This is a genomic window from Pseudomonas sp. FW300-N2A2 (assembly GCF_017351735.1).
In the GTDB taxonomy this organism is placed as follows: Bacteria; Pseudomonadota; Gammaproteobacteria; order Pseudomonadales; family Pseudomonadaceae; genus Aquipseudomonas; species Aquipseudomonas migulae.
Map to the genome: position 1 here is coordinate 81051 of NZ_JACNDU010000002.1, position 25404 is coordinate 106454.

Annotated in this window: 24 protein-coding genes and 1 pseudogene; 14 read left to right on the forward strand and 11 right to left on the reverse strand. The window is 60.9% G+C overall.

What is annotated here, in order from left to right:
* The first annotated feature begins 66 nt into the window (after nucleotides 1-66).
* The 13 genes from hutH (J4E42_RS03995) to J4E42_RS04055 all read left to right on the forward strand — a co-directional run bounded on the left by hutH (J4E42_RS03995) (nucleotide 67) and on the right by J4E42_RS04055 (nucleotide 16653).
* Nucleotides 67-1590, forward strand: coding sequence for a histidine ammonia-lyase (hutH, locus tag J4E42_RS03995; RefSeq protein ID WP_207284661.1), 1524 nt, complete (start codon nucleotides 67-69; stop codon nucleotides 1588-1590).
* Between the two features lie 131 nt (nucleotides 1591-1721).
* A complete protein-coding gene (gene hutH / locus J4E42_RS04000) occupies nucleotides 1722-3254 on the forward strand; it encodes a histidine ammonia-lyase (RefSeq protein ID WP_207284662.1) in 1533 nt (510 codons plus the stop codon).
* An 87-nt stretch (nucleotides 3255-3341) separates the two neighbouring features.
* Nucleotides 3342-4547 carry an imidazolonepropionase gene (hutI, locus tag J4E42_RS04005; protein ID WP_192226838.1) on the forward strand — a complete coding sequence of 402 codons (1206 nt, stop codon included), beginning with the start codon at nucleotides 3342-3344 and terminating at the stop codon, nucleotides 4545-4547.
* A 10-nt stretch (nucleotides 4548-4557) separates the two neighbouring features.
* Nucleotides 4558-5361, forward strand: coding sequence for an N-formylglutamate deformylase (gene hutG / locus J4E42_RS04010; RefSeq protein WP_207284663.1), 804 nt, complete (start codon nucleotides 4558-4560; stop codon nucleotides 5359-5361).
* A 252-nt stretch (nucleotides 5362-5613) separates the two neighbouring features.
* Nucleotides 5614-6561 (forward strand): choline ABC transporter substrate-binding protein, encoded by a 948-nt coding sequence (locus J4E42_RS04015; protein WP_207284664.1) that lies wholly within the window; start codon nucleotides 5614-5616, stop codon nucleotides 6559-6561.
* Nucleotides 6562-6707: 146 nt separating this feature from the next.
* Nucleotides 6708-7637, forward strand: coding sequence for an alpha/beta hydrolase (locus J4E42_RS04020; protein ID WP_207284665.1), 930 nt, complete (start codon nucleotides 6708-6710; stop codon nucleotides 7635-7637).
* Nucleotides 7638-7741: 104 nt separating this feature from the next.
* A complete protein-coding gene (gene pip, locus J4E42_RS04025) occupies nucleotides 7742-8713 on the forward strand; it encodes a prolyl aminopeptidase (RefSeq protein ID WP_008025251.1) in 972 nt (323 codons plus the stop codon).
* The gene (gene dtd, locus J4E42_RS04030; RefSeq protein ID WP_008025248.1) at nucleotides 8710-9147 is read left to right on the forward strand and encodes a D-aminoacyl-tRNA deacylase; all 438 of its coding nucleotides are present in this window, start codon (nucleotides 8710-8712) and stop codon (nucleotides 9145-9147) included. Before pip ends, dtd begins: the two co-directional genes overlap by 4 nt.
* Nucleotides 9148-9468: 321 nt before the next feature.
* Nucleotides 9469-11286: a glucan biosynthesis protein G gene (locus J4E42_RS04035; protein WP_192226841.1), complete on the forward strand. Its 1818-nt coding sequence runs from the start codon at nucleotides 9469-9471 to the stop codon at nucleotides 11284-11286.
* A complete protein-coding gene (gene mdoH, locus J4E42_RS04040; protein WP_032832668.1) occupies nucleotides 11279-13849 on the forward strand; it encodes a glucans biosynthesis glucosyltransferase MdoH in 2571 nt (856 codons plus the stop codon). Before J4E42_RS04035 ends, mdoH begins: the two co-directional genes overlap by 8 nt.
* Nucleotides 13850-14038: 189 nt before the next feature.
* The gene (locus J4E42_RS04045; RefSeq protein ID WP_008041897.1) at nucleotides 14039-14836 is read left to right on the forward strand and encodes a transporter substrate-binding domain-containing protein; all 798 of its coding nucleotides are present in this window, start codon (nucleotides 14039-14041) and stop codon (nucleotides 14834-14836) included.
* 130 nt (nucleotides 14837-14966) lie between these two features.
* A complete protein-coding gene (locus J4E42_RS04050) occupies nucleotides 14967-15926 on the forward strand; it encodes an amino acid ABC transporter permease (protein WP_008025242.1) in 960 nt (319 codons plus the stop codon).
* A complete protein-coding gene (locus J4E42_RS04055) occupies nucleotides 15919-16653 on the forward strand; it encodes an amino acid ABC transporter ATP-binding protein (RefSeq protein ID WP_008025241.1) in 735 nt (244 codons plus the stop codon). The genes J4E42_RS04050 and J4E42_RS04055 overlap by 8 nt, the downstream gene beginning before the upstream one ends.
* A 142-nt stretch (nucleotides 16654-16795) precedes the next feature.
* Here J4E42_RS04055 and J4E42_RS29660 read toward each other — a convergent pair whose 3' ends face one another.
* The 11 genes and pseudogenes from J4E42_RS29660 to ubiE form a co-directional block, all read right to left on the reverse strand.
* Nucleotides 16796-17668: a methyl-accepting chemotaxis protein gene (locus J4E42_RS29660; RefSeq protein ID WP_404943240.1), complete on the reverse strand. Its 873-nt coding sequence runs from the start codon at nucleotides 17666-17668 to the stop codon at nucleotides 16796-16798.
* Nucleotides 17654-18712 (reverse strand): annotated as a pseudogene (locus J4E42_RS29665) (methyl-accepting chemotaxis protein); the annotation flags it as partial. The pseudogene J4E42_RS29665 and the gene J4E42_RS29660, both read right to left, overlap by 15 nt.
* Nucleotides 18713-18792: 80 nt before the next feature.
* The gene (locus tag J4E42_RS04065; protein WP_207284667.1) at nucleotides 18793-19500 is read right to left on the reverse strand and encodes a 16S rRNA (uracil(1498)-N(3))-methyltransferase; all 708 of its coding nucleotides are present in this window, start codon (nucleotides 19498-19500) and stop codon (nucleotides 18793-18795) included.
* The gene (tatC, locus tag J4E42_RS04070; protein ID WP_008025235.1) at nucleotides 19497-20291 is read right to left on the reverse strand and encodes a twin-arginine translocase subunit TatC; all 795 of its coding nucleotides are present in this window, start codon (nucleotides 20289-20291) and stop codon (nucleotides 19497-19499) included. Before tatC ends, J4E42_RS04065 begins: the two co-directional genes overlap by 4 nt.
* On the reverse strand, nucleotides 20288-20749 hold the full coding sequence (gene tatB, locus J4E42_RS04075) for a Sec-independent protein translocase protein TatB (RefSeq protein WP_207284668.1): 462 nt from the start codon (nucleotides 20747-20749) through the stop codon (nucleotides 20288-20290). Before tatB ends, tatC begins: the two co-directional genes overlap by 4 nt.
* 10 nt (nucleotides 20750-20759) lie before the next feature.
* On the reverse strand, nucleotides 20760-21032 hold the full coding sequence (locus tag J4E42_RS04080; protein ID WP_008025233.1) for a twin-arginine translocase TatA/TatE family subunit: 273 nt from the start codon (nucleotides 21030-21032) through the stop codon (nucleotides 20760-20762).
* Between the two features lie 25 nt (nucleotides 21033-21057).
* Nucleotides 21058-21390 (reverse strand): phosphoribosyl-ATP diphosphatase, encoded by a 333-nt coding sequence (locus J4E42_RS04085; RefSeq protein ID WP_008025232.1) that lies wholly within the window; start codon nucleotides 21388-21390, stop codon nucleotides 21058-21060.
* Nucleotides 21383-21784 carry a phosphoribosyl-AMP cyclohydrolase gene (hisI, locus tag J4E42_RS04090; protein ID WP_008041892.1) on the reverse strand — a complete coding sequence of 134 codons (402 nt, stop codon included), beginning with the start codon at nucleotides 21782-21784 and terminating at the stop codon, nucleotides 21383-21385. The genes J4E42_RS04085 and hisI overlap by 8 nt, the downstream gene beginning before the upstream one ends.
* Before the next feature lie 80 nt (nucleotides 21785-21864).
* Nucleotides 21865-23469 (reverse strand): ubiquinone biosynthesis regulatory protein kinase UbiB, encoded by a 1605-nt coding sequence (ubiB, locus tag J4E42_RS04095; RefSeq protein ID WP_008041890.1) that lies wholly within the window; start codon nucleotides 23467-23469, stop codon nucleotides 21865-21867.
* Nucleotides 23466-24089: an SCP2 domain-containing protein gene (locus tag J4E42_RS04100; RefSeq protein WP_008025228.1), complete on the reverse strand. Its 624-nt coding sequence runs from the start codon at nucleotides 24087-24089 to the stop codon at nucleotides 23466-23468. The genes ubiB and J4E42_RS04100 overlap by 4 nt, the downstream gene beginning before the upstream one ends.
* The gene (gene ubiE, locus J4E42_RS04105) at nucleotides 24089-24859 is read right to left on the reverse strand and encodes a bifunctional demethylmenaquinone methyltransferase/2-methoxy-6-polyprenyl-1,4-benzoquinol methylase UbiE (RefSeq protein ID WP_007948968.1); all 771 of its coding nucleotides are present in this window, start codon (nucleotides 24857-24859) and stop codon (nucleotides 24089-24091) included. Before ubiE ends, J4E42_RS04100 begins: the two co-directional genes overlap by 1 nt.
* A gap of 155 nt (nucleotides 24860-25014) precedes the next feature.
* On the opposite strand from ubiE, the gene J4E42_RS04110 reads away from it, so the two are divergent.
* The gene (locus tag J4E42_RS04110) at nucleotides 25015-25290 is read left to right on the forward strand and encodes a polyhydroxyalkanoic acid system family protein (RefSeq protein WP_008041889.1); all 276 of its coding nucleotides are present in this window, start codon (nucleotides 25015-25017) and stop codon (nucleotides 25288-25290) included.
* Nucleotides 25291-25404 lie beyond the last annotated feature (114 nt).

Here is a 25404-nt window from a genome sequence, read left to right on the forward strand (position 1 = left end):
GAGGCTTGCTCGCGAAGGCGGCGGTAGAGCTGCATCAATATTCAGGATGTACGGTTGAGGTTAATGATGTCCCAGGCTGAAAAAATCGTTATCGCCGATGCCCCGCTGCGTTGGCAGGATGTGGTCGCGGTAGCCCGTCACGGCGCACAACTCGAGCTGTCGGCCCAGACCTGGGCACGCATCGACAATGCCCAGGCGATCGTCCAGCGCATCGTCACCAGCGGCGAACGCGCCTATGGCGTCAACACCGGTCTGGGCGCGCTTTGCAACGTATCGCTCAAAGACGAACAGCTCAGCCAACTGTCACGCAACACCTTGCTCAGCCATGCCTGTGGCGTCGGCGCACCACTGGCCGACGAGCAGACCCGCGCGATCATGTGCGCAGCGATCCGCAACTACTCCCAGGGCAAATCCGGCATTCACCGGCAAGTGGTCGAAGCCTTACTGGCGCTGCTCAATCGGGGCATCACCCCGCAAGTGCCGTCCCAGGGTTCGGTCGGTTACCTGACCCACATGGCACACATCGGCATCGCACTGCTGGGTGTCGGCAATGTCAGCTATCGCGGGCAGATTGTTTCCGCTCAACAGGCGCTGGCTGAAGAAGGCCTGCAACCTGTTCAACTCGGTGCCAAGGACGGTTTGTGCCTGGTCAACGGTACGCCGTGCATGAGCGGCCTCAGCTGCCTGGCGATTGCCGATGCGACGCGCCTGCTGCAGTGGGCCGACGTGATCAGTGCCATGAGCTTCGAAGCCCAGCGTGGCCAGATTGCTGCGTTCGACGCCGAGATCATCGCGCTCAAACCGCATCCGGGCATGCAACAGGTCGGGATCAACCTGCGGGCGCTGCTCGATGGCAGCGAAGTGATTGCCAGCAGCAAAGGCATTCGTACGCAGGATGCGCTGAGCATCCGGTCGATCCCGCAAGTCCACGGCGCTGCTCGCGATCAACTCGATCACGCGATCAAGCAAGTCGAAACCGAACTCAACGGCTGCACGGATAACCCGTTGCTGCTGGGCACACCGGACAACTTCCGCGTCATGTCCCAAGCAAACCCGCATGGCCAGTCGGTCGCGTTGGCAGCTGATTTGCTGGCCATCGCCATGGCCGAAATCGGCTCCATCGCCGAACGACGTCTGGACCGTTTGATCAACCCGCACGTCAGCGGTCTGCCGGCGTTCCTGGTGGCCAATCCGGGGGTGAACTCCGGGATGATGATCGTGCAATACGTCGCCGCTTCGCTGTGTGCGGAAAACCGCCAGTTGGCGCAACCGGCGGTGCTCGACAACTACGTCACTTCCGGCTTGCAGGAAGACCACCTGAGCATGGGCACCAACGCCGCGCTGAAGCTGCATCGCGCGCTGGAAAACTGCACGCAGATCCTCGCCATCGAGTACCTGCTGGCGGCCCAGGCTTTTGAGTTCCTCAAAGAGCAACGCTTCGGCGCCGGCACCGATGCGGCGTGGCGTCTGCTGCGTGAGCGTGTTCCGGCCTACGACCAGGATCGCTGGCTGGCGCCGGACATCGCCGCCGCTGCCGGCGTATTGAAAGACTCGAATTTGCTGCACAAGGCTTTACCGAATCTGAACTGATTTCCACACAACACCAACGTGCCAAGGCGCGGCTCCCAAAAAGCGAGTCGCGACGGACAACGGATATCTCCGGAGCGTCTGGTGAGTCTTCTTCGTTTATGAAGAATAAAAACTCTCAAAAGGAGCACAAAATGACTGCACTAAACCTGATCCCCGGCCAACTGAGCCTTGCCCAACTGCGTGATGTCTATCAGCAACCGGTCAAAATCACCCTCGATAACAGCGCTGCTGCCCAGATCGAAGCCAGCGTTGCCTGCGTGGAACAGATCCTCGCCGAGAACCGTACCGCTTACGGCATCAACACCGGTTTCGGCCTGCTGGCCTCGACCCGCATCGCCAGCGAAGACCTGGAAAACCTGCAGCGCTCGCTGGTGCTGTCCCACGCTGCCGGCGTCGGCGAGCCGATCAGCGACGCGTTGGTGCGTCTGGTCATGGTGCTCAAGGTCAACAGCCTGAGCCGTGGTTTCTCCGGTATTCGTCGCGTGGTCATCGACGCGCTGATCGCCCTGATCAACGCCGAGGTTTACCCGCACATTCCATTGAAAGGTTCGGTCGGTGCCTCCGGCGACCTGGCGCCATTGGCCCACATGTCGCTGGTGCTGCTGGGTGAAGGCAAGGCTCGTTACAAAGGCGAGTGGATGGAAGCGACCGAAGCGCTGAAAGTCGCCGGTCTGACCCCGCTGACCCTGGCCGCGAAAGAAGGCCTGGCGCTGCTCAACGGTACTCAGGTGTCCACCGCTTACGCGCTGCGTGGTCTGTTTGAAGGTGAAGATCTGTTCGCGGGCGCCCTGGCTCTGGGCGGCCTGACCGTCGAAGCGGTGCTGGGTTCGCGCTCGCCGTTCGACGCCCGCATCCACGCCGCCCGTGGCCAGAAAGGCCAGATCGACGCCGCTGCCGCTTACCGCGACTTGCTGGGCGAGCGCAGTGAAGTGTCCGATTCGCACGAGAACTGCGAAAAGGTCCAGGACCCGTACTCCCTGCGCTGCCAGCCGCAAGTCATGGGCGCCTGCCTGACCCAGTTCCGTCAGGCTGCCGAAGTCTTGGCCGTCGAAGCCAACGCCGTTTCGGATAACCCGCTGGTGTTCGCTGCTGAAGGTGACGTGATCTCTGGCGGTAACTTCCACGCCGAACCTGTCGCGATGGCCGCCGACAACATGGCCCTGGCCATCGCTGAAATCGGCTCGCTGAGCGAACGCCGCATCTCGCTGATGATGGACAAGCACATGTCGCAACTGCCGCCGTTCCTGGTGGCCAATGGCGGCGTGAACTCCGGTTTCATGATCGCCCAGGTGACCGCTGCGGCACTCGCCAGCGAGAACAAGGCGTTGTCCCATCCGCATTCGGTGGACAGCCTGCCGACCTCCGCCAACCAGGAAGACCACGTGTCGATGGCTCCGGCTGCCGGCAAGCGTCTGTGGGAAATGGCGGAAAACACCCGCGGCGTTCTGGCGGTGGAATGGTTGGCCGCGGCTCAAGGCCTTGACCTGCGTGAAGGTCTGAAGACCTCGCCAAAACTGGAAAAGGTTCGGGCGATTCTGCGTAAAGAAGTGCCGTTCTATGAGAAGGACCGCTTCTTTGCGCCGGACATCAATGCGGCCAGCGAGTTGTTGGCGACGCGTTGCCTGAATGAACTGGTATCGGCGAAGTTGCTGCCTAGTCTGTGATGGCCTCTTCGCGGGCAAGCCTCGCTCCTACCTTGTAGGAGCGAGGCTTGCCCGCGAACCGATTTTGAACATTGTGGAGATTACGGGATGAAAACTCTCTGGCAACACTGCCACGTCGCAACCATGGCGCAAGGCGTCTACTCGATCATCGAGGACGCGGCCATCGTGACGTCCGGTGCGCACATTGAGTGGATCGGCCCACGTGCTGAACTGCCGGCGGGTGAATACCCGGCCGTCAACGATTTGAACGGGGCCTGGGTTACGCCGGGCCTGATCGACTGCCACACCCACACGGTGTTTGGCGGTAACCGCAGCGGTGAATTCGAACAGCGTCTGCAAGGCGTCAGCTATGCGGAAATCGCCGCGGCCGGCGGCGGCATCGCCAGCACCGTGCGCGCCACGCGCGCGGCCAGTGAAGACGAGTTGTTCGCCAGCGCCGCCAAGCGGTTGAAGAGTTTGATGCGCGATGGCGTGACCAGCATCGAAATCAAATCCGGCTACGGTCTCGACCTGGCCAACGAACGCAAGATGCTGCGCGTGGCCCGCCGTCTCGGGGCCGAACTGCCGATCAGTGTGCGCAGCACCTGCCTGGCGGCCCACGCTTTGCCGCCGGAATACAAGGATCGCGCCGACGACTACATCGATCACATCTGCGCCGAGATGCTCCCGGCCCTGGCCGCCGAAGGGCTGGTGGATGCGGTGGATGCGTTTTGCGAATACCTGGCGTTCTCGCCGGCACAGGTCGAGCGCGTGTTCGTCACTGCGCAAAAACTGGGCTTGCCGGTGAAGCTGCATGCCGAGCAACTGTCGTCATTGCACGGTTCGAGCCTGGCGGCGCGTTATCACGCTCTGTCCGCCGATCACCTGGAATTCATGACCGAAGAAGACGCCATCGCCATGGCCGCGTCCGGCACGGTCGCCGTGTTGCTGCCCGGCGCGTTCTACTTCCTGCGTGAAACCCAATTGCCGCCGATGGATGCGTTGCGCAAACACGGGGTGAAAATCGCCATCGCCAGCGACCTTAACCCCGGCACTTCGCCGGCGCTGTCGCTGCGCTTGATGCTGAACATGGCTTGCACCTGTTTCCGCATGACCCCGGAAGAAGCCCTGGCCGGTGCGACGATTCATGCCGCCACCGCGCTGGGCATGGCCGACACCCATGGTTCGCTGGAAGCCGGCAAGGTCGCTGACTTCGTCGCCTGGCAAATCGATCGTCCCGCCGACCTGTCGTACTGGCTGGGCGGTGACCTGGAAAAACGCGTCGTGCGTCACGGCGTCGAAACAAGCGTTTAGGAGAGCAGTTGTGGATAAGGTTCTGAACTTCAAACAAGGCCGCGTGCCGCTGCTGATCAGCATGCCCCACGCCGGCGTGCGCCTGACCCCGGCGGTTGAAGCCGGGTTGATCCCCGACGCGAAAAGCCTGCCGGACACTGACTGGCATATCCCGAAACTCTACGAATTCGCTGCCGAACTGGGCGCCAGCACCCTGGCTGCCGAGTACTCGCGGTTTGTCATCGACCTGAACCGGCCTTCGGACGACAAACCGTTGTACGTCGGCGCCACCACCGGTTTGTACCCGGCGACGCTGTTCGACGGCATTCCGTTGTTCCGTGAAGGCATGGAACCGTCGGCGGCTGAGCGTGCGGCGTATCTGGAGCAGGTCTGGACGCCGTACCACAGCACGTTGCAGAACGAGCTGGCTCGTATGAAAGCCGAATTCGGCTATGCATTGCTGTTTGATGCGCACTCGATCCGCTCGATCATCCCGCACCTGTTCGACGGCAAACTGCCGGACTTCAACCTCGGCACGTTCAACGGCGCCAGTTGCGATCCACAGTTGGCGACTCAACTGGAAGCGATCTGCGCCAGGCACACCGATTACAGCCATGTGCTGAACGGGCGCTTCAAGGGCGGCCACATCACCCGGCACTATGGCAATCCGGCGCAAAACATCCACGCCGTGCAACTGGAGTTGGGCCAGTGCACGTACATGGAAGAGTTCGAGCCGTTCCGTTATCGCCCGGACCTGGCAGAGCCGACGCAAGTGGTGCTCAAGGAGCTGCTGCAAGGGCTGCTGGCCTGGGGCCAAAAACACTACAACGTCTGACCCTGGTGGGAGCGGGCTTGCTCGCGAAGGCGGTGTGTCAGACACCATTGATGTCGACTGACACACCGCTTTCGCGAGCAAGTCGAATCGTCGCACCGCCGCTCCCACAGGTAACGCGTTCACTTTAGTCGCCACCGTGCAAATCTCGGTCGCCACAGTTCGCTTTTACCCTCTCGACGCTGCGTAATGTTCTGGACACGGTGCATCAAGACACCGGACCCATAATAATTCTGCCGCACGAGATCATTCCCAATGAAAAGACTGTTGACCTGCTGTCTCTCAATCCTCTGCGGTACCGCTCTTCTGAGCACCCCTGTTCTGGCCAGTGACGATGCTTCCTGCAAAGCCGTGCGCATGGGCGTGGTCAACTGGACCGACGTCATCGCCACCAGCGGCATGGCCGACGTGTTGCTCAACGGCCTTGGCTACGAAAGCAAGCAAACCAGCGCCGTGCAGCAAATCATCTTCGCCGGCATCCGCGACAAGCGCCTGGACATCTTCCTCGGTTACTGGAAACCGGCGATGGACAAAAACATCGCGCCGTTCCTGGCCGCCAATCAAGTGAAGGTCCTGGAAAAACCGAGCCTGGCCGACGCCCAGGCAACCCTCGCCGTGCCGGAATACGTGGCCGAGGCGGGGCTGAAAACCTTTTCCGATATCGCCAAATTCAAAGACAAGCTCGGCGGCAAAATCTACGGCATCGAGCCGGGCAGTGGCGCCAACACCACGATCAAAACCATGATCGAGTCCAATCAGTTCGGCCTGAAGGATTTCAAACTGATCGAGTCCGGTGAGGCCGGCATGCTTGCCGCCGTGCAACGGGCGGTGAATCGCAAGGAGTTCGTGGTGTTCGTCGGCTGGACGCCGCACCCGATGAACATCAACATGAAAATCGCTTACCTGACCGGCAGCGAAGATGTTTACGGGCCGAACGAAGGCGCGGCGACGGTCTCCACCGTGACGTCTCCGGACTACGCCGAGCGTTGCCCGAACGTGAACCGCTTGCTGGAGAACCTGACCTTCACCGCCGCCCAGGAAAGCCAGCTGATGGTGCCGATCATGGAGCGCAAGACGCCGCAGGACGTGGCCAGGCAGTGGCTGCGTGATCATCCGCAAGACCTGCAGCGCTGGTTGGCCGGTGTCAGCAGTTTTGATGGCAAGGATGGTGTTGCCACCGTACAAGCCAGCCTGAAAAACTGACCATCACCGCAAAACCCCTGTAGGAGCGAGCCTGCTCGCGATGGCGGTGGGTCAGTCAAAATTAATGCTGATTGACCCACTGCCATCGCGAGCAGGCTCGCTCCCACAGGGTTATCCACTCGTCACAAATCCTCGGCGGCAGGTCCATGGAAACTTATCCCCTTTCTGACCAAATGACGGCATTCGTCGAGAAAACCGTCAGCTTCAACGCCACCGACACCAGCCTCGCCGGACTGCGCCAGGCCTACAGCGAGATGTGCCGGGCGTTCACCCCGCCGCGTCCCGCCGGGCTATACGTAGTGGATTTTGTATTGGCCGGTGTACCGATTCGGTCCTATCAGCCCGCAGCTTTGCCATCGACCGACGGTAGCCCGTGCATTGTGTATCTGCACGGCGGCGGTTGGGTGGTGGGGGATCTGGATTCCCACGACTTCATCTGCGCCGAGCTGGCGTCGACGCTCGGCGTGTTGGTGATCGCGGTCGATTATCGTCTGGCGCCGGAGCATCCGTTTCCAGCGGCGTTCGATGACTGCCTGAAGGTCTGGCGAGCGCTGCGCTCCGGGCCGTTTCAACTGGACCCCGCACGTACGCTGGTGGCCGGCGACAGCGCCGGTGGCAATCTCGCCGCCGCGCTGTGCCTGGCACTGCGCGATGCGGGTGAGCCACTGCCGGCGGCGCAAGTGCTGATCTATCCCGGCCTCGGTGGCGATCACCGTTTGCCTTCACGCAGTGAATGCAGCGACGCGCCTCTGCTCAGCAGCAGTGACGTAGATTGTTATCACGCCTTGTATTTGCGCGGCACTCAAACGCCTGGCACCTATGCCATGCCGTTGCTCGCCGGGGATTTGCGCGGATTGCCGCCGGCATTGATCGCGGTGGCGCAGTTCGACCCGCTACGCGATGACGGCGTGCTGTACGCCGAGCGCCTGAACGCTGCGGGCGTGGCCGCGACGCTTTATTACGGGGAAGGGCTGGTTCATGGCTGTCTGCGGGCGCGGGGTCAGGTCGCGGAGGTCGATGCGCTCTACGAAACGCTGCTCGGCTATTTGGCAAAAAAACGGGTGGCAAAACTCTGACTCTGCATGGACATGCTCATTGACGTAAATCGGGTTTATGATGCCCAACGGCAGAATAATAGAAGTCCCCCCAGGGATGACCTCGACCCCTTACGGAGCGCGCAATGCAGACTTTGTACCCGCAGATCAAACCCCACGCCCGGCACGATCTGGCTGTCGATGAAACCCACACCCTGTATGTAGACGAAAGCGGTTCACCGGAAGGTTTGCCGGTGGTGTTCATCCACGGCGGCCCCGGTGCCGGGTGTGATGCACAGAGTCGCTGCTTTTTTGATCCGAACCTGTATCGCATCGTCACCTTCGACCAGCGCGGTTGTGGTCGATCCACGCCCCACGCCAGCCTGGAAAACAACACCACCTGGGATCTGGTCGCCGACCTTGAGCGGATTCGCCAGCATCTGGGCATCGATAAATGGGTGCTGTTCGGTGGCTCGTGGGGCTCGACCCTGGCGCTGGCCTACGCGCAAACCCATCCGGAGCGTGTGCACGGTCTGATCCTGCGCGGGATTTTTCTCTGCCGTCCGCAGGAAATCGAGTGGTTCTATCAGGCGGGCGCCAGTCGTCTGTTTCCTGATTACTGGCAAGACTACATTGCGCCGATCCCGCTGGATGAGCGCGAAGATTTGCTCGGCGCTTTCCACAAGCGCCTGACCGGCAACGATCAGATCGCCCAGATGCACGCGGCCAAAGCCTGGTCTACCTGGGAAGGGCGGACCGCGACCTTGCGTCCGAACCCGTTGGTGGTTGATCGTTTCTCCGAGCCGCAACGGGCGTTGTCCATCGCGCGCATCGAATGTCACTACTTCACCAACAATGCGTTCCTTGAGCCGAATCAGTTGATCCGCGACATGGGCAAGATCGCCCATCTGCCGGGCGTGATCGTTCACGGTCGCTACGACGTGATTTGCCCGCTGGATAACGCCTGGGAACTGCATCAGAACTGGCCGAACAGTGAACTGCAGGTCATCCGTGATGCCGGGCATGCCGCCTCCGAACCCGGCATTACCGATGCCTTGGTACGCGCCGCCGATCAGATGGCCCGGCGCCTGCTCGACCTGTCCCCAGCAGAAGCATGAAGGGCCTGTTGCAGCGCGTGCGTGGCGCGCGCGTCGAGGTAGCGGGGGAGGTGGTCGGTGCCGTCGATCAGGGTTTGCTGGTACTGGTGGCGGTCGAGCCCGAGGACACTCGGGCCAGCGCCGACAAACTTCTGCATAAGCTGCTTAACTATCGTGTGTTCAGTGACGCCGAGGGCAAGATGAATCTGTCCCTGGCGGATGTCGGGGGCGGGTTGCTGCTGGTCTCTCAGTTCACCCTGGCCGCCGACACCAAAAACGGGTTGCGCCCGAGTTTTTCAACCGCTGCCCCTCCGGCGCTGGGCGAGGAGCTTTTCGACTATCTATTAGAGAAAGCGAAACAGGTGCATGGCACAGTGGCATCAGGTAGATTCGGCGCGGATATGCAGGTGCACCTGGTCAATGATGGCCCGGTAACCTTCCTGTTACAGACCTGAAAGCGCTTGAAACAAGTTTTTAAGCGCTTTTTCACTGAAAACAGGGGGTTTTCGCGAGAAATACTTTGTTGCGCCTGATGCGTTGTAACGCGGCCTACTAGATAATCGCGCGCTACGGGGATCAGCGTTCGTTGGTCCGTTTTGACTTAGGTAGAGACTTGTCCTGGGCCTGTTGGGGAATCATTTAGCCCCATAGGAGTCGGAACAATGCTCGCCAACTTGGCAAGAGTGGTTTGTAGGGACGGGTTTTTCATCCCGTTTACCTCACAGGCCCTTTAACTGGCCGTTGGTTTTTTGATCTGTTTTCGGCGAGGGTTGCTCGTGATTGTTAGTCCCTGTAATGCACCAAGATTGTCAGCCAAACGGCTACGAAGCGCACTGGTAGCGGGCTCTGCACTGCTCTGCCTGTTCGGCGCCGGCCAGCTTTGGGCATTCAATCTGGATGATGTATCGGTCAAGGCAAAAGAGCTGGCCGGGCAGAAATTCGAAGCCCCGCGCAGTAACCTGCCGAACGAATTCCGTGAGATGAAATTCGCGGACTATCAGAAAATTCGTTTCCTGACCGAAAAAGCCGAATGGGCCGATCAGAAAACCCCGTTCAAGCTTTCGTTCTATCACCAGGGTATGCATTTCGATACTCCGGTGAAAATCAACGAAATCACGGCCAACACCGTCGAAGAGATCAAATACGACCCGTCTCGTTTCGATTTCGGCGACCTGAAATTCGATCCTAAAGCCACCGAACAACTGGGTTATGCCGGTTTCCGTGTGCTGTACCCGATCAACAAGGCCGACAAGCAAGACGAAATCATGACCATGCTGGGCGCGAGTTACTTCCGCGTTGTCGGCAAGGGTCACACGTATGGCTTGTCCGCTCGCGGCCTGGCAATCGATACCGCGTTGCCGTCCGGCGAAGAGTTCCCGCGTTTCCGTGAGTTCTGGATTCAACAGCCGAAGCCGGGCGACAAGCACCTGGTAATCTTCGCGCTGCTGGATTCGCCACGCGCCACCGGTGCCTATCGCCTGACCCTGCGTCCGGGCAGCGACACCATTGTCGACGTCAAGGCGCAGATGTTCCTGCGTGACAAGGTCACCAAGCTTGGCGTTGCGCCGCTGACCAGCATGTTCCTGTTCGGCGCCAACCAGCCGTCGAAAGTGCTGAACTACCGCCGCGAACTGCACGATTCCAGCGGCTTGTCGATCCATGCCGGCAACGGCGAGTGGATCTGGCGTCCGCTGAACAACCCGAAACACCTGGCGGTGAGCAACTTCTCGATCGAGAACCCGCGCGGTTTCGGCTTGCTGCAACGTGGCCGTGACTTCAGCCACTACGAAGACCTCGACGACCGCTACGACAAGCGCCCAAGTGCCTGGATCGAGCCAAAAGGCGATTGGGGCAAGGGTTCTGTCGACCTGGTCGAAATTCCGACTGCCGATGAAACCAACGACAACATCGTTGCCTTCTGGAGCCCGGAAAAACTGCCTGAGCCTGGTCAGCCGCTGGAATTCGGCTACCGCCTGCACTGGACCATGGACGAAGCGGCGATTCACGCACCGGACAGCGCCTGGGTCAAACAGACCTTGCGCTCCACCGGCGACGTCAAGCAGTCCAACCTGATTCGTCAGCCGGACGGCAGCGTTGCCTATCTGGTGGATTTCGAAGGCCCGTCCCTGGCAGCGTTGCCGGCCGATACAGACGTTCGCAGCCAGGTCAGCGTGGGTGATAATGCCGAGCTGGTCGAGAACAGCGTGCGCTACAACCCTGAAACCAAGGGCTGGCGCCTGACCCTGCGCATGAAGATCAAGGATCCGGGCAAGTCCACCGAGATGCGTGCCGCACTGGTGCAGAACATCGTGCCTGCCGATCTGGCCAAGACTTCGATCCCATCGTCCACCTCTTCCGTTGCCAAGGCCGACAAAGTGGCCGCCAAGCAAGCGGAGAAAGCGGACAAGGACGCGAAGGCCGCCGAGGCCAAGCAGGCCGAAGCCAAGCCAGTTGCAGATGCCAAGGACAAGGCGAACAACAAAGACGCCAAGCAGCCTGTCGCTGCCGACGCGGCCCCAGCCACACCGGAATCGGCACCGACTGAAGAAGTCCTGACCGAGACCTGGAGCTATCAGTTGCCTGCCGATGAGTAATTCTCAAGTCCAGCCAGAAACTCTTGCCGAGTATCTGGCGCATCTGCCGATGACCGACGAGCAGCGCGCGGAACTCGCGGGCTGCAAGTCGTTCAGCGAACTTCACGAGCGTCTGTCGTCCTCGACGTTCGATGCACCGGTCGAGGCTGCTCAAGCCTCGGTCGGCCGTCGCTTGACCCTGAGCACCGCTGAAGAGCTGGAAGAAGCGGAAATGCTGGTGCTCGACGCCAGCGGTCGTGTTTGCCTCAAGGCAACCCCGCCGATCCGCCGGACCAAAGTCGTGCCGGAGCCGTGGCGCACCAACATTCTGGTGCGTGGCTGGCGGCGTCTGACCGGTCGCACCAACCCGCCGGCTCCGCCGAAAGACGAGAACGTGCTGCCGGCGGCCCGCTGGCGCACCGTGGGTTCGATCCGCCGTTACATCTTGCTGGTACTGATGCTCGGTCAAACCATCGTTGCCGGCTGGTACATGAAAGGCATCATGCCGTACCAGGGCTGGTCGTTCGTCGACCTCAACGAAGTCCTGCATCAGCCGCTCCTGCAAACCGTCACGCAAGTACTGCCGTACGCGCTGCAGACCACCATCCTGATCATGTTCGGGATTCTGTTCTGCTGGGTCTCGGCCGGTTTCTGGACCGCGCTGATGGGCTTCCTCGAGTTGCTCACCGGTCACGATAAATACCGCATCTCCGGTAAAAGTGCTGGCAACGAGCCGATCCCCAAAGACGCGCGCACCGCACTGGTGATGCCGATCTGCAACGAAGACGTGCCACGGGTGTTTGCCGGTCTGCGCGCGACGTTCGAGTCGGTCGCTGCCACAGGTGACCTGGACCGCTTCGACTTCTTCGTCCTCAGCGACAGTAACGATGCCGACATCTGCGTCGCCGAACAGCAGGCCTGGCTGGACGTCTGCCGCGAAGCCAAGGGTTTCGGCAAGATCTTCTATCGCCGCCGTCGCCGTCGCGTAAAACGCAAAAGCGGCAACCTCGACGACTTCTGCCGTCGCTGGGGCGGTGACTACAAGTACATGGTCGTGCTCGACGCTGACTCCGTGATGAGCGGCGAATGCCTGACCAGTCTGGTGCGCCTGATGGAAGCCACGCCGGACGCCGGGATCATCCAGACCGCGCCACGTGCGTCGGGCATGGACACTCTTTATGCGCGCATGCAGCAGTTTGCGACCCGCGTGTACGGTCCGCTGTTCACCGCCGGTCTGCACTTCTGGCAGTTGGGCGAATCGCACTACTGGGGCCACAACGCGATTATCCGCATGAAGCCGTTCATCGAGCACTGCGCCCTGGCGCCGTTGCCCGGTAAAGGCGCGTTCGCCGGCGCGATTCTGTCCCACGACTTCGTTGAAGCCGCGCTGATGCGCCGTGCCGGTTGGGGCGTGTGGATTGCCTACGACTTGCCGGGCAGCTACGAAGAGTTGCCGCCGAACCTGCTGGACGAACTCAAGCGTGACCGTCGCTGGTGCCACGGTAACCTGATGAACTTCCGCCTGTTCCTGGTCAAGGGCATGCACCCGGTTCACCGTGCGGTGTTCCTCACCGGCGTGATGTCTTACCTGTCGGCGCCGTTGTGGTTCTTCTTCCTCGTGCTGTCGACGGCGCTGCTGGCGGTCAACACGCTGATGGAGCCGCAGTACTTCCTCGAACCGCGTCAGCTCTACCCGCTGTGGCCACAATGGCACCCGGACAAGGCCATCGCGCTGTTCTCGACCACTATCGTGCTGCTGTTCCTGCCGAAGCTGTTGAGCATCATCCTGATCTGGGCCAAGGGCGCGAAAGAGTTCGGTGGCAAGTTCAAGGTGACCCTGTCGATGCTGCTGGAGATGTTGTTCTCCATGTTGCTGGCGCCGGTGCGGATGATTTTCCACACCCGTTTCGTACTCGCCGCGTTCCTCGGCTGGGCCGCGACCTGGAACTCGCCGCAACGTGACGACGACTCCACGCCATGGAGCGAAGCGGTCAAGCGCCACGGTCCGCAAACGCTGCTGGGCTTCTTCTGGGCCCTGTTGGTGATCTGGCTGAACCCGAGCTTCCTCTGGTGGCTGGTGCCGATCGTCGGTTCGTTGATGCTGTCGATCCCGGTTTCCGTGATCTCCAGCCGTGTCGGCCTGGGCCTGAAGTCCCGTGACGAGAGCCTGTTCCTGATCCCTGAGGAATACAATCCGCCACAGGCGTTGCTGGCAACTGACCAGTACACCCATGAAAACCGTTGGCATGCGCTGAAAGACGGCTTCATCCGGTCGGTGGTCGATCCACAGCAGAACGCTTTGGCGTGCTCGCTGGCGACATCGCGCCACGGTCAGGCCGAGCCAATCGAATGGCTGCGGATCGAACGAGTTCGCCATGCATTGAAAGTCGGGCCTGACGGTCTGAACAACAATGAGCGTGTACAACTACTGAGCGACCCGGTAGCACTGGCTCGTTTGCATGAGCAGGTCTGGAGCGAAGGTCATCCCGAGTGGCTGGAAGCCTGGCGCAAATCGGTGAAATCCGATCCCCATGCGCCGTTGCTGCCGCTCAAGCCGCTGAGTGCACAACCGCAGTTGGCATAACAAAGAGAACCCCGCGAAAGCGGGGTTTTTTTTGCCTCATCGTTCCCAAACACTTGTGCAAACGAGCGAGTACGTTAGCATCCGTCCCCGAATTGGTGCGCCCGGATAATTTTTGTCCGTATCGATGCGTTTCCTGAGGGGAGCCGCCGTTTGCGCGCCTCATAACGCACTGGTTTTGGGGACATGAAGATGAAGAAGTATCTCTCGATGCTGCTGGTCGGCGTCACGGCATTGGTTGCAGTCAGCACGGCGCAGGCCGGTGCCATCGATGACGCGGTCAAGCGCGGCACGTTGAAAGTCGGCATGGACCCGACCTACATGCCGTTCGAAATGACCAACAAGCGCGGCGAGATCATCGGCTTCGAAGTCGACATCCTCAAAGCCATGACCAAGGCCATGGGCGTCAAGCTGGAGCTGGTGTCCACCGGCTACGACGGCATTATCCCGGCCCTGCTCACTGACAAGTTCGACATGATCGGCAGCGGCATGACGCTGACCCAGGAACGCAACCTGCGCCTGAACTTCAGCGAACCGTTCATCGTGGTCGGCCAGACGCTGCTGATTCGCAAAGAGCTGGAAGGCACCATCAAGTCCTACAAAGACCTGAACACCGCCGACTACCGCATCACCTCCAAGCTCGGCACCACCGGTGAGATGGTCGCCAAGAAGCTGATCTCCAAAGCCAAGTACCACGGCTACGACAACGAGCAGGAAGCAGTGCTCGACGTGGTCAACGGCAAGGCTGACGCCTTCATCTACGACGCGCCTTACAACGTCGTGGCGGTGAACAAGGTCGGCAACGGCAAACTGGTGTTCCTCGACAAGCCGTTCACCTACGAGCCGCTGGCCTTTGGTCTGAAGAAGGGTGACTACGACAGCATCAACTTCATCAACAACTTCCTGCACCAGATCCACGAAGACGGCACCTACGATCGCATCCATGACAAGTGGTTCAAAGACACCGCTTGGTTGAAGGATATGGAATAAGGCCCGGTCAGATAGACCGCGTCGCCTCAATCGCCAGCAGGCAGGCTCCCACAATGAAATGCATTCCCCTGTGGGAGCCAGCCTGCTGGCGATGACGGCCTCCAAGGCAACACAAATCCCGGAACCTGCAATGAAACAGAAAAAAGCCCAATGGCCCTGGCACGTGTTGACCGTGCTGGTGCTGATCGGCCTGGCCGGCGCGTTGTATTACGCCACCTCGCTGATGTCCTACGAATGGCGCTGGAACCGCGTCCCGCAGTACTTCGCCTACCACGCCGAAGAGTCCCAGCGCGCCGCCGACATCTCCACCGTCAGCGAGCTGGTGCGCAAAGGCGACAAGGCTGAAGTCACGTTGCGCAACGACGCGGGTGACGAGCAGCGCGTGACCGTCGACGACAACAGCCTGCAAGTCGCCCAAGGCGATGATGTGGCCGAAGGCGACGTGATCGGCGTGACTCGCCATTGGGCCGCCGGACCGCTGATGTGGGGGCTCTGGACCACCCTGTGGTTGTCCGTGGTGTCTGGCGTGCTCGGCTTGCTGATCGGCCTCGCCACGGGCTTGTGCCGTCTCTCGAACAATCCGACCCTGCGCGACCTCTCGACGATTTACGTCGAACTGGTGCGCGGTACGCCGCTGCTGGTGCAGATTTTCATTTTCTACTTCTTCATCGGCACCGTGATGAACCTGTCCCGGGAGTTCGCCGGGATCGCCGCGCTGTCGCTGTTCACCGGTGCCTACGTGGCGGAAATCATCCGCTCCGGCGTGCAATCCATCGCCCGTGGCCAGAACGAAGCTGCGCGCTCCCTGGGCTTGAGCGCGGGTCAGTCGATGCGCCACGTGGTACTGCCGCAAGCGTTCAAACGCGTGCTGCCGCCGCTCGCCGGGCAGTTCATCAGCCTGGTCAAGGACACCTCGCTGGTGTCGGTGATTGCGATTACCGAGCTGTTGAAAAGCGGTCGCGAAGTCATCACTACCTCGTTTTCGCCATTCGAAATCCTGTTCTGCGTGGCTGGCCTGTACTTGTTGATCAACCTGCCGCTGTCGAAAATCGCCAGCCGGCTTGAGCGGAGGCTCGCGCAAAGTGATTGAAGTCCGCGATCTGGTAAAAGTCTTCGACACTCGCGGCCACGTGGTGCGCGCGGTGGACAACGTCTCCACCCAAGTGGCGAAGGGCGAAGTATTGGTGGTGATCGGTCCGTCCGGTTCCGGCAAATCGACCTTCCTGCGCTGCCTCAACGGCCTGGAAGAATTCGACTCGGGCTCGGTGAGCATCGACGGCCTGCAACTGGCCGATCCGAAAACCGACGTGAATGCCTACCGCCGCGAAGTCGGCATGGTGTTCCAGCATTTCAACTTGTTCCCGCATATGACCGTGCTGGAAAACCTCTGCCTCGCCCAGAAAGTCGTGCGCAAGCGCGGCAAGAAGGAGCGTGAAGCCAAGGCCTTGGCATTGCTGGAAAAGGTTGGCATTGCGCAGAAGGCCAACGAGTTTCCGTCACGCCTGTCCGGCGGTCAGCAGCAGCGCGTGGCGATTGCACGGGCATTGGCCATGGAGCCGAAGGTCATGCTGTTTGATGAGCCGACTTCGGCGCTCGATCCGGAAATGGTCGGCGAAGTGCTGGATGTGATGAAAACCCTGGCCGTGGAAGGCATGACCATGGTCTGCGTGACCCACGAAATGGGCTTTGCGCGGGAAGTGGCGGATCGGGTGCTGTTTTTCGATCACGGCAAATTGCTGGAAGACGCCTCGCCAGCCGAGTTCTTCGATGCGCCGAAGGATCCGCGGGCGCAGGCCTTCCTTCGTCAGGTCCTTTAAAAGCAGCGGCCTTGGGGCCGCTAATCGCTAGCAGGCTAGCTCCCACAGTGGATTTGTGGTGTTCACACCAAACCCTGTGGGAGCCAGCCTGCTGGCGATTGCATCACCTCGGTCCATAGTGAAACGAGGCAAATGAATCACCTCAAACCTTGAACCTGCCCACCAGCATCTGCAAATGCGTCCCCAGCCGCGCCAGCTCAACGCTGGACGCCGCGGTCTCTTCACTGGCTGCCGAGGTCTGCTCGGACACATCGCGCACGTTCAGCACGCTGCGATTGATCTCTTCCGCCACCGCGCTTTGCTGTTCGGCAGCGGCGGCAATCTGCTGGTTCATCGACTGAATCGCCGACACGGTGCGGGTGATGCTTTCCAGCGAGCCACCGGCGCGGCGGGTCAGTTCGACGCTGCTGTCGGTCAGGGTGCGGCTGTTGTCCATGATGGTCGCGACTTGCTGGGTGCCGCTCTGCAGGCCGACGATCAGCTCTTCGATTTCTTCGGTGGACTTCTGGGTGCGCTGGGCCAGGCTGCGGACTTCGTCGGCGACCACCGCAAAACCACGTCCGGCTTCACCGGCGCGAGCGGCTTCAATGGCCGCGTTGAGCGCCAGCAGGTTGGTTTGCTGAGCCACGGATTTGATCACGTCGAGCACACTGCCGATCTTGTCGCTTTCGCGTTTGAGATGCCCCATGGCGTCGGTGGAGTTGCCGACTTCCTTGGCCAGGCGTTCGATTTGAGCGATGGCTTCGCCGACCACCTTGTCGCCTTCGCGGGCCTGCTGATCGGCGGCGAGCGCAGCTTCGGAGGCTTCTTCGGCGTTACGTGCGACTTCCTGCACCGTGGCGGTCATTTCGTTCATCGCGGTCGCCACCTGGTCGGTCTCGACCTTCTGGCTGTTGACGCCGGCGCTGGTCTGCTCGGTGACTGCGGACAGTTCTTCAGCGGCGCTGGCGATTTGCGTGACGCCATCGCTGATGCCGCCGATCAATTCGCGCAGGCCCAGGGTCATGCTTTGCATCGCCCGCTGGAGCTGACCGAGTTCGTCCTGACGCTCGGACACGAGGTTCTGGGTCAGGTCGCCGGCGGCGATGCGCTCGGCCACTTTCAGTGTCTGGCCCAGCGGAACGACGATCTGCCGGGTGATGGCCCATGCCGCGAACAGGCCGAAGACCAGCGCCAGGGCGGTGGCCAGTAACAGCATGTTCTTGGCGTGCGCGGCGTCAGTGTCACGGATGACGGTTTGCGAGGCGGTGAGCTTTTTGCTGACGTCTAACAGGATGTTGCCCTGATCGGCCATGCGTTTCAGCGCGGCGGCGCTGGCGACCTGGGAGTCACGGAACTGGCTGACGGCGGCGCGGTAGGCTTTGAGTGAGTCGGCGGCCTGTTGCAGGTTGGCGATGTGCTGCTCCGGCAATCTGGACGGCAGGCTTTCGAGGTTTTTCAGCGCATTGTCGATGGCGTCCAGCGCCGGTTGTTCGGCTTCGGTCTTGCCGCTGTAGGTATAGCCGCGCACCTGGAAGCGAGCTTGCTGGATCAGTTTGCTCAGGTCGATAACGCTGTTGAAATCGGCGACGCTATCGCCTTGCAGCAAGGATTTCTCGACTTCACCCACGCGCGCCACGGCGTTATCGGCCGTGGCGCCGAGTTTGCTGCGAGCATCTTCGCGGTTGGCGCCGGCCTGGGTCATGGCGGCGAAGGCTTGTTTGTACTCGCTGACCGCGGCCAGTTGCTGATCGACCATGGCTGCGTCGGCAGGTTGCTCGATCAGTGTGCGGGCGGTTTTCAAACCGGTGTCGAGTTGGCCGAGCAGGTCGTTGACGGCGCCAGGGCCTTGTTCGCCACGGCGCATTTCGTAGTCCAGGCGGGCCAGGCGCAGGTCTTTGGTCAGTTCATTGAGGCTGGCAATAAACCCGAGCTTGTCGCCGCGATTCACCACGTCACTCAGGCCGGTCCAGCCCGTGACGGTGATCAACAATGTCAGCAGCAGCACCAGACCGAAGCCGACACCCAGTTTGCGATTGACGCTGACGTTCCCCAGTTTCTCGGCTAGCCATCGGTACATGCTGCAACTCCCACGGACCACAAGTTGGTTTTATGGGAACTGTATCGGCAGGCGGTCAGGATTCTGTAGGAGCGTAATGGCTAGAAGAGGCGGGCGAGCAGCGCGGTGACGGCGGTCTCGACGCGCAGGATGCGCTCGCCGAGCTGCACCGGTTGCAGGCCGGACTTGGCCAGCAGGTCGATTTCGTAGGGGATCCAGCCGCCTTCCGGACCGATAGCCAACGTGACCTGCTCGTCGAGGCCGCGGGGGCAGGGCGGGTAGTTGCCCGGATGGCCGACCAGGCCAAGGGTGCCTTCGGCAATCGCTGGCAGTCGATCTTCGACAAACGGCTTGAAGCGCTTCTCGATGACAATTTCAGGCAACACGCTGTCCCGAGCCTGTTCGAGGCCGAGGATCAGTTGCTCGCGAATCGCTTCCGGTTCCAGGAACGGGGTCTGCCAGAAGCTTTTCTCGACGCGATAGCTGTTCACCAGCACGATCCGTGGCACACCCATGGCCGCCACGGTCTGAAACACCCGGCGCAGCATTTTGGGACGTGGCAGGGCCAGCACCAGGGTCAGCGGCAGCTTGGTCGGTGGCGGTTGGTCGAGGGTGACGCGCAGTTCGGCTTCATCGGCGTCCAGGCGCAGTACTTCGGCCGAGCCCATCAAACCGCCGATACGCCCGACGCGCATGCTGTCACCCACCTCACAGCGATGGACTTCCTGCATGTGCGTCAACCGCCGATCACGCAGGATCACCCGGTCGGCCGCAATGAAATCGGCCTCTTCGAGGAGCAGCAGGTTCACGCTTGGGTCGCTGGCGGCTGGTCGTTGTGATCGTCAACCGGTTGGTCGTCCGGATGGTCGCCGCGCTTGCTGATCAGGCCGCCGAACAGGATGCCGATTTCAAACAGCAGCCACATCGGTACGGCCAGCAGCGTCTGCGAGAAGATGTCCGGTGGCGTCAGGATCATGCCGACCACGAAGCAGCCGATGATCACGTACGGGCGGATTTTCTTCAGGTATTTGACGTCGACTACGCCGATCCACACCAGCAGCACCACGGCCACCGGAATCTCGAACGCCACGCCGAAGGCGAAGAACAGCGTCATGACGAAGTCGAGGTAGCTGCTGATGTCGGTCATCATCTCCACGCCGGCCGGGGTGGCGGCGGCAAAGAATTTGAAGATCAGCGGGAATACCAGGTAATAGGCGAATGCCATGCCGGCATAAAACAGCATGATGCTCGATACCAGCAACGGCACCGCGATGCGTTTTTCATGCTTGTACAGGCCCGGCGCAATGAAGCCCCAGATCTGATGCAGGATCACCGGGATCGCCAGGAACAGCGACACCATCATGGTCAGCTTAAGTGGCGTCAGGAACGGCGACGACACGTCGGTGGCGATCATCGTCGCGCCCACTGGCAGATACTGGCGCAGCGGTGTGGAGACGAAGGTGTAGATCTGCTGGGTGAACGCAAACAACCCGGCGAAGATGATGAAGATCGCCGCTACGCAGCGCAGCAGACGGGTACGCAACTCGGTGAGGTGCGAAACCAGCGGCATGTGCTGGTCGTTTTCTGGGAGATCGCTCATGAGGCTCGCGGCGGCAAAGTGGTGTCGTGAGGAGCCGGCGTTGTCGGCACGGCGGCAGGAGCAACGGGTTCTGCATGCGCCACGACCGGCGCCGCTTCAACCGCTTCCACCGCTTTCACGGTTTCCGTCGGCGCAGCAGCAGGCGCGGATTCTGTCGTCGATGCATGGGTCGTCTGCTCCGCCACCGGCTGAACCGGAGTGGCTTCCTGCTGGGTCGGCGTGAAAATCTTCCGCGCCTCCTGTTCCAGCGACAGAATGTGCTCGTTGTGCAGTTGCCGACGAATCTCATCGGCACCGATTTCACGCTCAACTTCCTGTTTGATCGCATTGAAGCTGCGCTTCAGGCGACCGACCCACAGGCCGGCGGTGCGCGCAGCACCCGGCAGACGCTCGGGGCCCAGCACCAGCAGGGCCACGAGGCCGACGAGCAGCAGTTCAGAGAAGCTGATACCAAACATTAGTCAGTGCTCACACGTCTTTGCGGATCGGCTCTTCGACTTTTTGCGCCTGCACGTCGATGGTGTGCGGCTGGTTCACGGACTGGGTGGTCTGTGGCTGAACAGGCGGAACCGGTTGGGCCGCTGCCGGATCGGCGGGTTTTTCGTCGTCGTTCATGGCTTTCTTGAAGCCCTTGATCGATTCGCCGACGTCAGTGCCGAGGTTTTTCAGTTTCTTGGTGCCGAACACCAGCACGACAACAACCAGGATGACGATCCAGTGTTTCCAGTCAAAAATGCCCATGTTGCTGCTCCTCTCTAATAGTTGTTCAGGCGGACGGACGCGAGGCTTTCTCAGCGTGTCCGGACAGACCGAAGCGACGGTCCAGTTCATCGAGTACAGCCTGTGGATGCTGCCCCAGTTGGGCGAGCATGACCATGCTGTGGAACCACAAATCGGCGGTCTCGTAGATCACATCGCTGCAGTCGCCGCTGATGGCGGCATCCTTGGCGGCAATGATGGTTTCGACCGACTCTTCGCCGACTTTTTCCAGAATCTTGTTCAAGCCCTTGTGGTACAGGCTGGCGACGTACGAGCTGTCGGCGGCGGCGCCTTTGCGCGCTTCCAGTACCTCGGCCAGTCGGGTCAGAGTGTCACTCATGTGTGTGTCCTGCGGAATAGATGGCGTGCGGGTCTTTGAGAACCGGGTCGACGGTTTTCCAGTCGCCGTTCTCGAAGACGCGATAGAAGCAGCTCTGCCGACCGGTATGGCAGGCGATGTCGCCGATCTGCTCGACCATCAGGATGATCACGTCGGCGTCGCAGTCCAGGCGCATCTCATGCAGGGTCTGCACGTGGCCGGACTCTTCGCCCTTGCGCCACAACTTGCCACGGGAACGTGACCAGTAGATGGCGCGGTTTTCGACAGCGGTCAGTTCCAGCGCTTCGCGGTTCATCCAGGCCATCATCAGGACGCGCCCGGTCTTGTGATCCTGGGCGATTGCCGGCACCAGGCCGTCGGCGTCCCACTTGATCTCGTCCAGCCAGTTTTTCATCTTCGACTCCGACAGCGGGCTCCGCACTACATGAGCAGAGTCCAACGTTCAAACAGTGTGCCAGTGGATCACACAACTGGCTATCGGCGAACGACCAGATACAAGCCGACGGCCATCATGATTCCTGCCGGCCAGTAGGCCAGTTCGTTCAACGGCCCGCCCATGGCCAGTATTGCGCCGCCGGCCAGGTGCGCGGTGCCGAGCAGGCGCAGGAACCAGTCGTCCCGGCGTCGATGCCACGATGGCGGCGGGTCGTAAGCGTGGGGCTGCGACATGCGTTCGAGCAGGTCGCGCGCCATGTTGGCCAGGTGCGGCAGTTGTTCGAACTGGTTCTGCACGTTGCCGAGCAAGGCTTTGGGGCTGACGCGCTCGCGCATCCAGCGTTCGAGGAACGGCTGGGCGGTGTTCCACAGATCGAGGTCCGGGTACAGCTGACGGCCCAGGCCTTCGATGTTCAACAGGGTTTTTTGCAGCAAAACGAGTTGTGGCTGCACTTCCATGTTGAAGCGTCGAGCGGTCTGGAACAGGCGCATCAGCACCTGACCGAAGGAAATATCTTTTAACGGTTTTTCGAAGATCGGCTCGCAAACGGTGCGGATCGCTGCTTCGAATTCGTTGAGTTTGGTTTCCGCCGGTACCCAGCCCGAGTCGATGTGCAGTTGCGCCACACGCCGGTAATCGCGTTTGAAGAACGCGAACAGGTTGCGCGCCAGATAATCCTGGTCTTCGGGGGTCAGGCTGCCGACGATGCCGCAGTCGATCGCAATGTACTGCGGGCTCCACGGGTTGACGGTGCTGACGAAGATGTTGCCCGGGTGCATGTCGGCGTGGAAGAAACTGTCGCGGAACACCTGGGTGAAAAAGATCTCGACGCCGCGCTCGGCGAGCATTTTCATGTCGGTGCGCTGGTCGGCCAGGGTCGCGAGGTCGGTGACCTGAATGCCGTAGATGCGCTCCATCACCAGCACTTTCGGCCGGCACCAGTCCCAATAGACTTGTGGCACGTACAGCAGCGGCGAACCGTCGAAATTACGCTTCAACTGGCTGGCGTTGGCCGCCTCGCGCAACAGGTCGAGTTCGTCGTAGATGGTTTTTTCATAGTCGCTGACCACGTCCACCGGGTGCAGCAGACGCGCGTCGGCGGAGAGTTTTTCCGCTGCGCGGGCGAGGATGAACAACCACGCCAGGTCTTGCGCGATGATCGGTTTCAGGCCGGGGCGGATGACTTTGACGACGACTTCTTCACCGGTTTTCAACTGCGCGGCGTGCACCTGCGCCACCGAAGCCGAGGCCAGCGGCTCGACGTCGAAACGGCTGAACACTTCACTGATCTTTTTGCCGAGCTGTTCTTCGATCAGCTTGACCGACACTTGCGAATCGAACGGCGGCACGCGGTCCTGCAGCTTCATCAGCTCATCGGCGATGTCTTCCGGCAGCAGGTCGCGGCGGGTGGACAGGATCTGCCCGAACTTGATGAAGATCGGCCCCAGGTCCTGCAGCGCCAGGCGCAATCGCGCGCCACGGCTCAGGTCCAGCGGCTTGCGCGGGAACCAGCGCCACGGCAAGGCGTAGCGCAGCGCCAGCAGAAACCACGGCAGCGGCAGGGCGAACAGCAGGTCATCGAGGCGGTAGCGAATCACAACGCGCTGGATGCGCAACAAACGGCGGACGGCAAGCAGCTTCATGCGTTATCGCTTGGGTCGAGGGATCGGGAAAGGCGCTCGAAACGCGCCTCGAGACGTTCCAGATCGAGTTTGATCTGGTCCAGTTCACTGAATCGGGCTTCGGCTTCGCGCTGACCGACGAGGGTGCGCGATTCTTCGGCCAGGTATTCGCCCAGGTTCTGACCCAGGCTGGCAAATCCTTGCTGATACCAGCGTGCGCGACTGCGCAGGTGACCGCCGACCAGTTGCGTGGCCACAGGTCCCAGCCAGCGCGAAAGTTCGTATTCCCAGTCCAGCTCCAGGTCCTGGAGGATCGCGGCCAGTTCCAGCAGCACGCCGCTGTCGCCGTCGAGTTCGACTTCAGGGGCATGCAAAACCGAGGTCTTGTCCTTGCTCATCGCCAGTTTCAACAGGCTGGAAGCCGGTGCACGCAAGGTGCAGTCGGCGCCGGTTTCCCAGTGGGTCGCCAACATCAAGCCTTCGTCGCTGGGCAGGATGAACAGTTGCAGTGCCGGGCTGCGGCAATCGACGGCAATCACCCGGCCGCTCAAATGCGCCAGCCGCGGCAGCGCCGTGCTGTCGAGACGCAACACCCGGTTCAGGCCGAGTTCAATGCTGGCGAGCAGACCGGCCAGCAACATCAGGGTTTGATGCCACGGTGCAGGGCCACGATGCCTGCGGTCATGTTGTGGTAGGTCACGCGGTCGAAACCGGCCTCGACCATCATCGACTTCAGGGTTTCCTGATTCGGGTGCATGCGGATCGATTCGGCCAGGTAGCGATAGCTTTCCGAGTCGTTGGTGATCAGCTTGCCCATCAGCGGCATGAAGGCGAACGAGTAGGCGTCGTAGGCTTTGGACATCAGCGCGTTGGTCGGCTTGGAGAATTCCAGCACCAGCAAACGGCCACCCGGCTTGAGTACGCGCAGCATCGAGCGCAGGGCGTCTTCTTTATGTGTCACGTTGCGCAGGCCGAATGCGATGGTCACGCAGTCGAAATGGTTGTCCGGGAACGGCAGCTTTTCAGCGTCGGCCTGAACGAATTCGACGTTGCCGGCCACACCCAGGTCCAGCAGACGGTCACGACCGACCTTGAGCATGGATTCGTTGATGTCGGCCAACACCACCTGGCCGGTCGGGCCCACGAGGTGCGAGAATTTTTTGGTCAGGTCGCCGGTGCCGCCGGCAATGTCCAGCACGCGGTTGCCGGTGCGAACGCCCGACAGCTCGATCGCAAAACGCTTCCACAAACGGTGCATGCCGCCCGACAGGAGGTCGTTCATCAAGTCGTACTTGGCGGCTACCGAGTGGAAAACCTCAGCGACTTTTTCCGCTTTTTGGCTTTCCGGAACGTTTTTGAAACCGAAGTGCGTGGTGGGTTCGGCATCGCTGCCTTTGCGCTGATCAGTCATATCGCTGTCACCAGAAGAGAATGCGGGACATTCTAATCCCGGTGGCCTGCTTTGTCTTGGCAAGGCTGAAGGTAAGATGTAGAACCGCCGGGACGTTTTGCCGCAGGCGCGGTCAAGATGCTTCAGGAAAGTATTCATAAAGCAGGAGTCATTCGATGGCCCGTATTAGTGTTGAACGTGCCCACGGCCTGGGCAAGGAAGCGGCCCGCGAGAAGGCCGACCAGTTGGCGCAGAAACTGTCCGATCAATATGGCCTGGAGCCGCAGTGGTCCGGCGACACCCTGAACCTCAAGCGTTCCGGGGTGAAAGGCGCGGTGCATGTTGCTGAGGATTCGATTCGCGTTGATGTGGAATTGGGCCTGATGATGTCGGCCATGAGCGGCATGATCAAATCGGAAATCGAAAAGGCCCTCGATAAAGCCCTGGTCTGATTTCCGAGTCGAACCACATCCCCTGTGGGAGCCAGCCTGCTGGCGATGGCGGTGTATCAGTCAACATTGATGTTGATGGATAAATCGCTATCGCCAGCAGGCTGGCTCCCACAT

Excerpts from the sequence above, each read along its gene's own strand:
- hutH (WP_207284661.1), top strand. The coding sequence starts at position 67 with ATGTCCCAGGCTGAAAAAATCGTTATCGCCGATGCCCCGCTGCGTTGG.
- hutH (WP_207284662.1), top strand. The coding sequence starts at position 1,722 with ATGACTGCACTAAACCTGATCCCCGGCCAACTGAGCCTTGCCCAACTG.
- hutI (WP_192226838.1), top strand. The coding sequence starts at position 3,342 with ATGAAAACTCTCTGGCAACACTGCCACGTCGCAACCATGGCGCAAGGC.
- J4E42_RS04015 (WP_207284664.1), top strand. The coding sequence starts at position 5,614 with ATGAAAAGACTGTTGACCTGCTGTCTCTCAATCCTCTGCGGTACCGCT.
- J4E42_RS04020 (WP_207284665.1), top strand. The coding sequence starts at position 6,708 with ATGGAAACTTATCCCCTTTCTGACCAAATGACGGCATTCGTCGAGAAA.
- pip (WP_008025251.1), top strand. The coding sequence starts at position 7,742 with ATGCAGACTTTGTACCCGCAGATCAAACCCCACGCCCGGCACGATCTG.
- dtd (WP_008025248.1), top strand. The coding sequence starts at position 8,710 with ATGAAGGGCCTGTTGCAGCGCGTGCGTGGCGCGCGCGTCGAGGTAGCG.
- mdoH (WP_032832668.1), top strand. The coding sequence starts at position 11,279 with ATGAGTAATTCTCAAGTCCAGCCAGAAACTCTTGCCGAGTATCTGGCG.
- J4E42_RS04045 (WP_008041897.1), top strand. The coding sequence starts at position 14,039 with ATGAAGAAGTATCTCTCGATGCTGCTGGTCGGCGTCACGGCATTGGTT.
- J4E42_RS04050 (WP_008025242.1), top strand. The coding sequence starts at position 14,967 with ATGAAACAGAAAAAAGCCCAATGGCCCTGGCACGTGTTGACCGTGCTG.
- J4E42_RS29660 (WP_404943240.1), bottom strand. The coding sequence starts at position 17,668 with ATGCAAAGCATGACCCTGGGCCTGCGCGAATTGATCGGCGGCATCAGC.
- tatC (WP_008025235.1), bottom strand. The coding sequence starts at position 20,291 with ATGAGCGATCTCCCAGAAAACGACCAGCACATGCCGCTGGTTTCGCAC.
- tatB (WP_207284668.1), bottom strand. The coding sequence starts at position 20,749 with ATGTTTGGTATCAGCTTCTCTGAACTGCTGCTCGTCGGCCTCGTGGCC.
- J4E42_RS04080 (WP_008025233.1), bottom strand. The coding sequence starts at position 21,032 with ATGGGCATTTTTGACTGGAAACACTGGATCGTCATCCTGGTTGTTGTC.
- J4E42_RS04085 (WP_008025232.1), bottom strand. The coding sequence starts at position 21,390 with ATGAGTGACACTCTGACCCGACTGGCCGAGGTACTGGAAGCGCGCAAA.
- hisI (WP_008041892.1), bottom strand. The coding sequence starts at position 21,784 with ATGAAAAACTGGCTGGACGAGATCAAGTGGGACGCCGACGGCCTGGTG.
- ubiB (WP_008041890.1), bottom strand. The coding sequence starts at position 23,469 with ATGAAGCTGCTTGCCGTCCGCCGTTTGTTGCGCATCCAGCGCGTTGTG.
- J4E42_RS04100 (WP_008025228.1), bottom strand. The coding sequence starts at position 24,089 with ATGTTGCTGGCCGGTCTGCTCGCCAGCATTGAACTCGGCCTGAACCGG.
- ubiE (WP_007948968.1), bottom strand. The coding sequence starts at position 24,859 with ATGACTGATCAGCGCAAAGGCAGCGATGCCGAACCCACCACGCACTTC.
- J4E42_RS04110 (WP_008041889.1), top strand. The coding sequence starts at position 25,015 with ATGGCCCGTATTAGTGTTGAACGTGCCCACGGCCTGGGCAAGGAAGCG.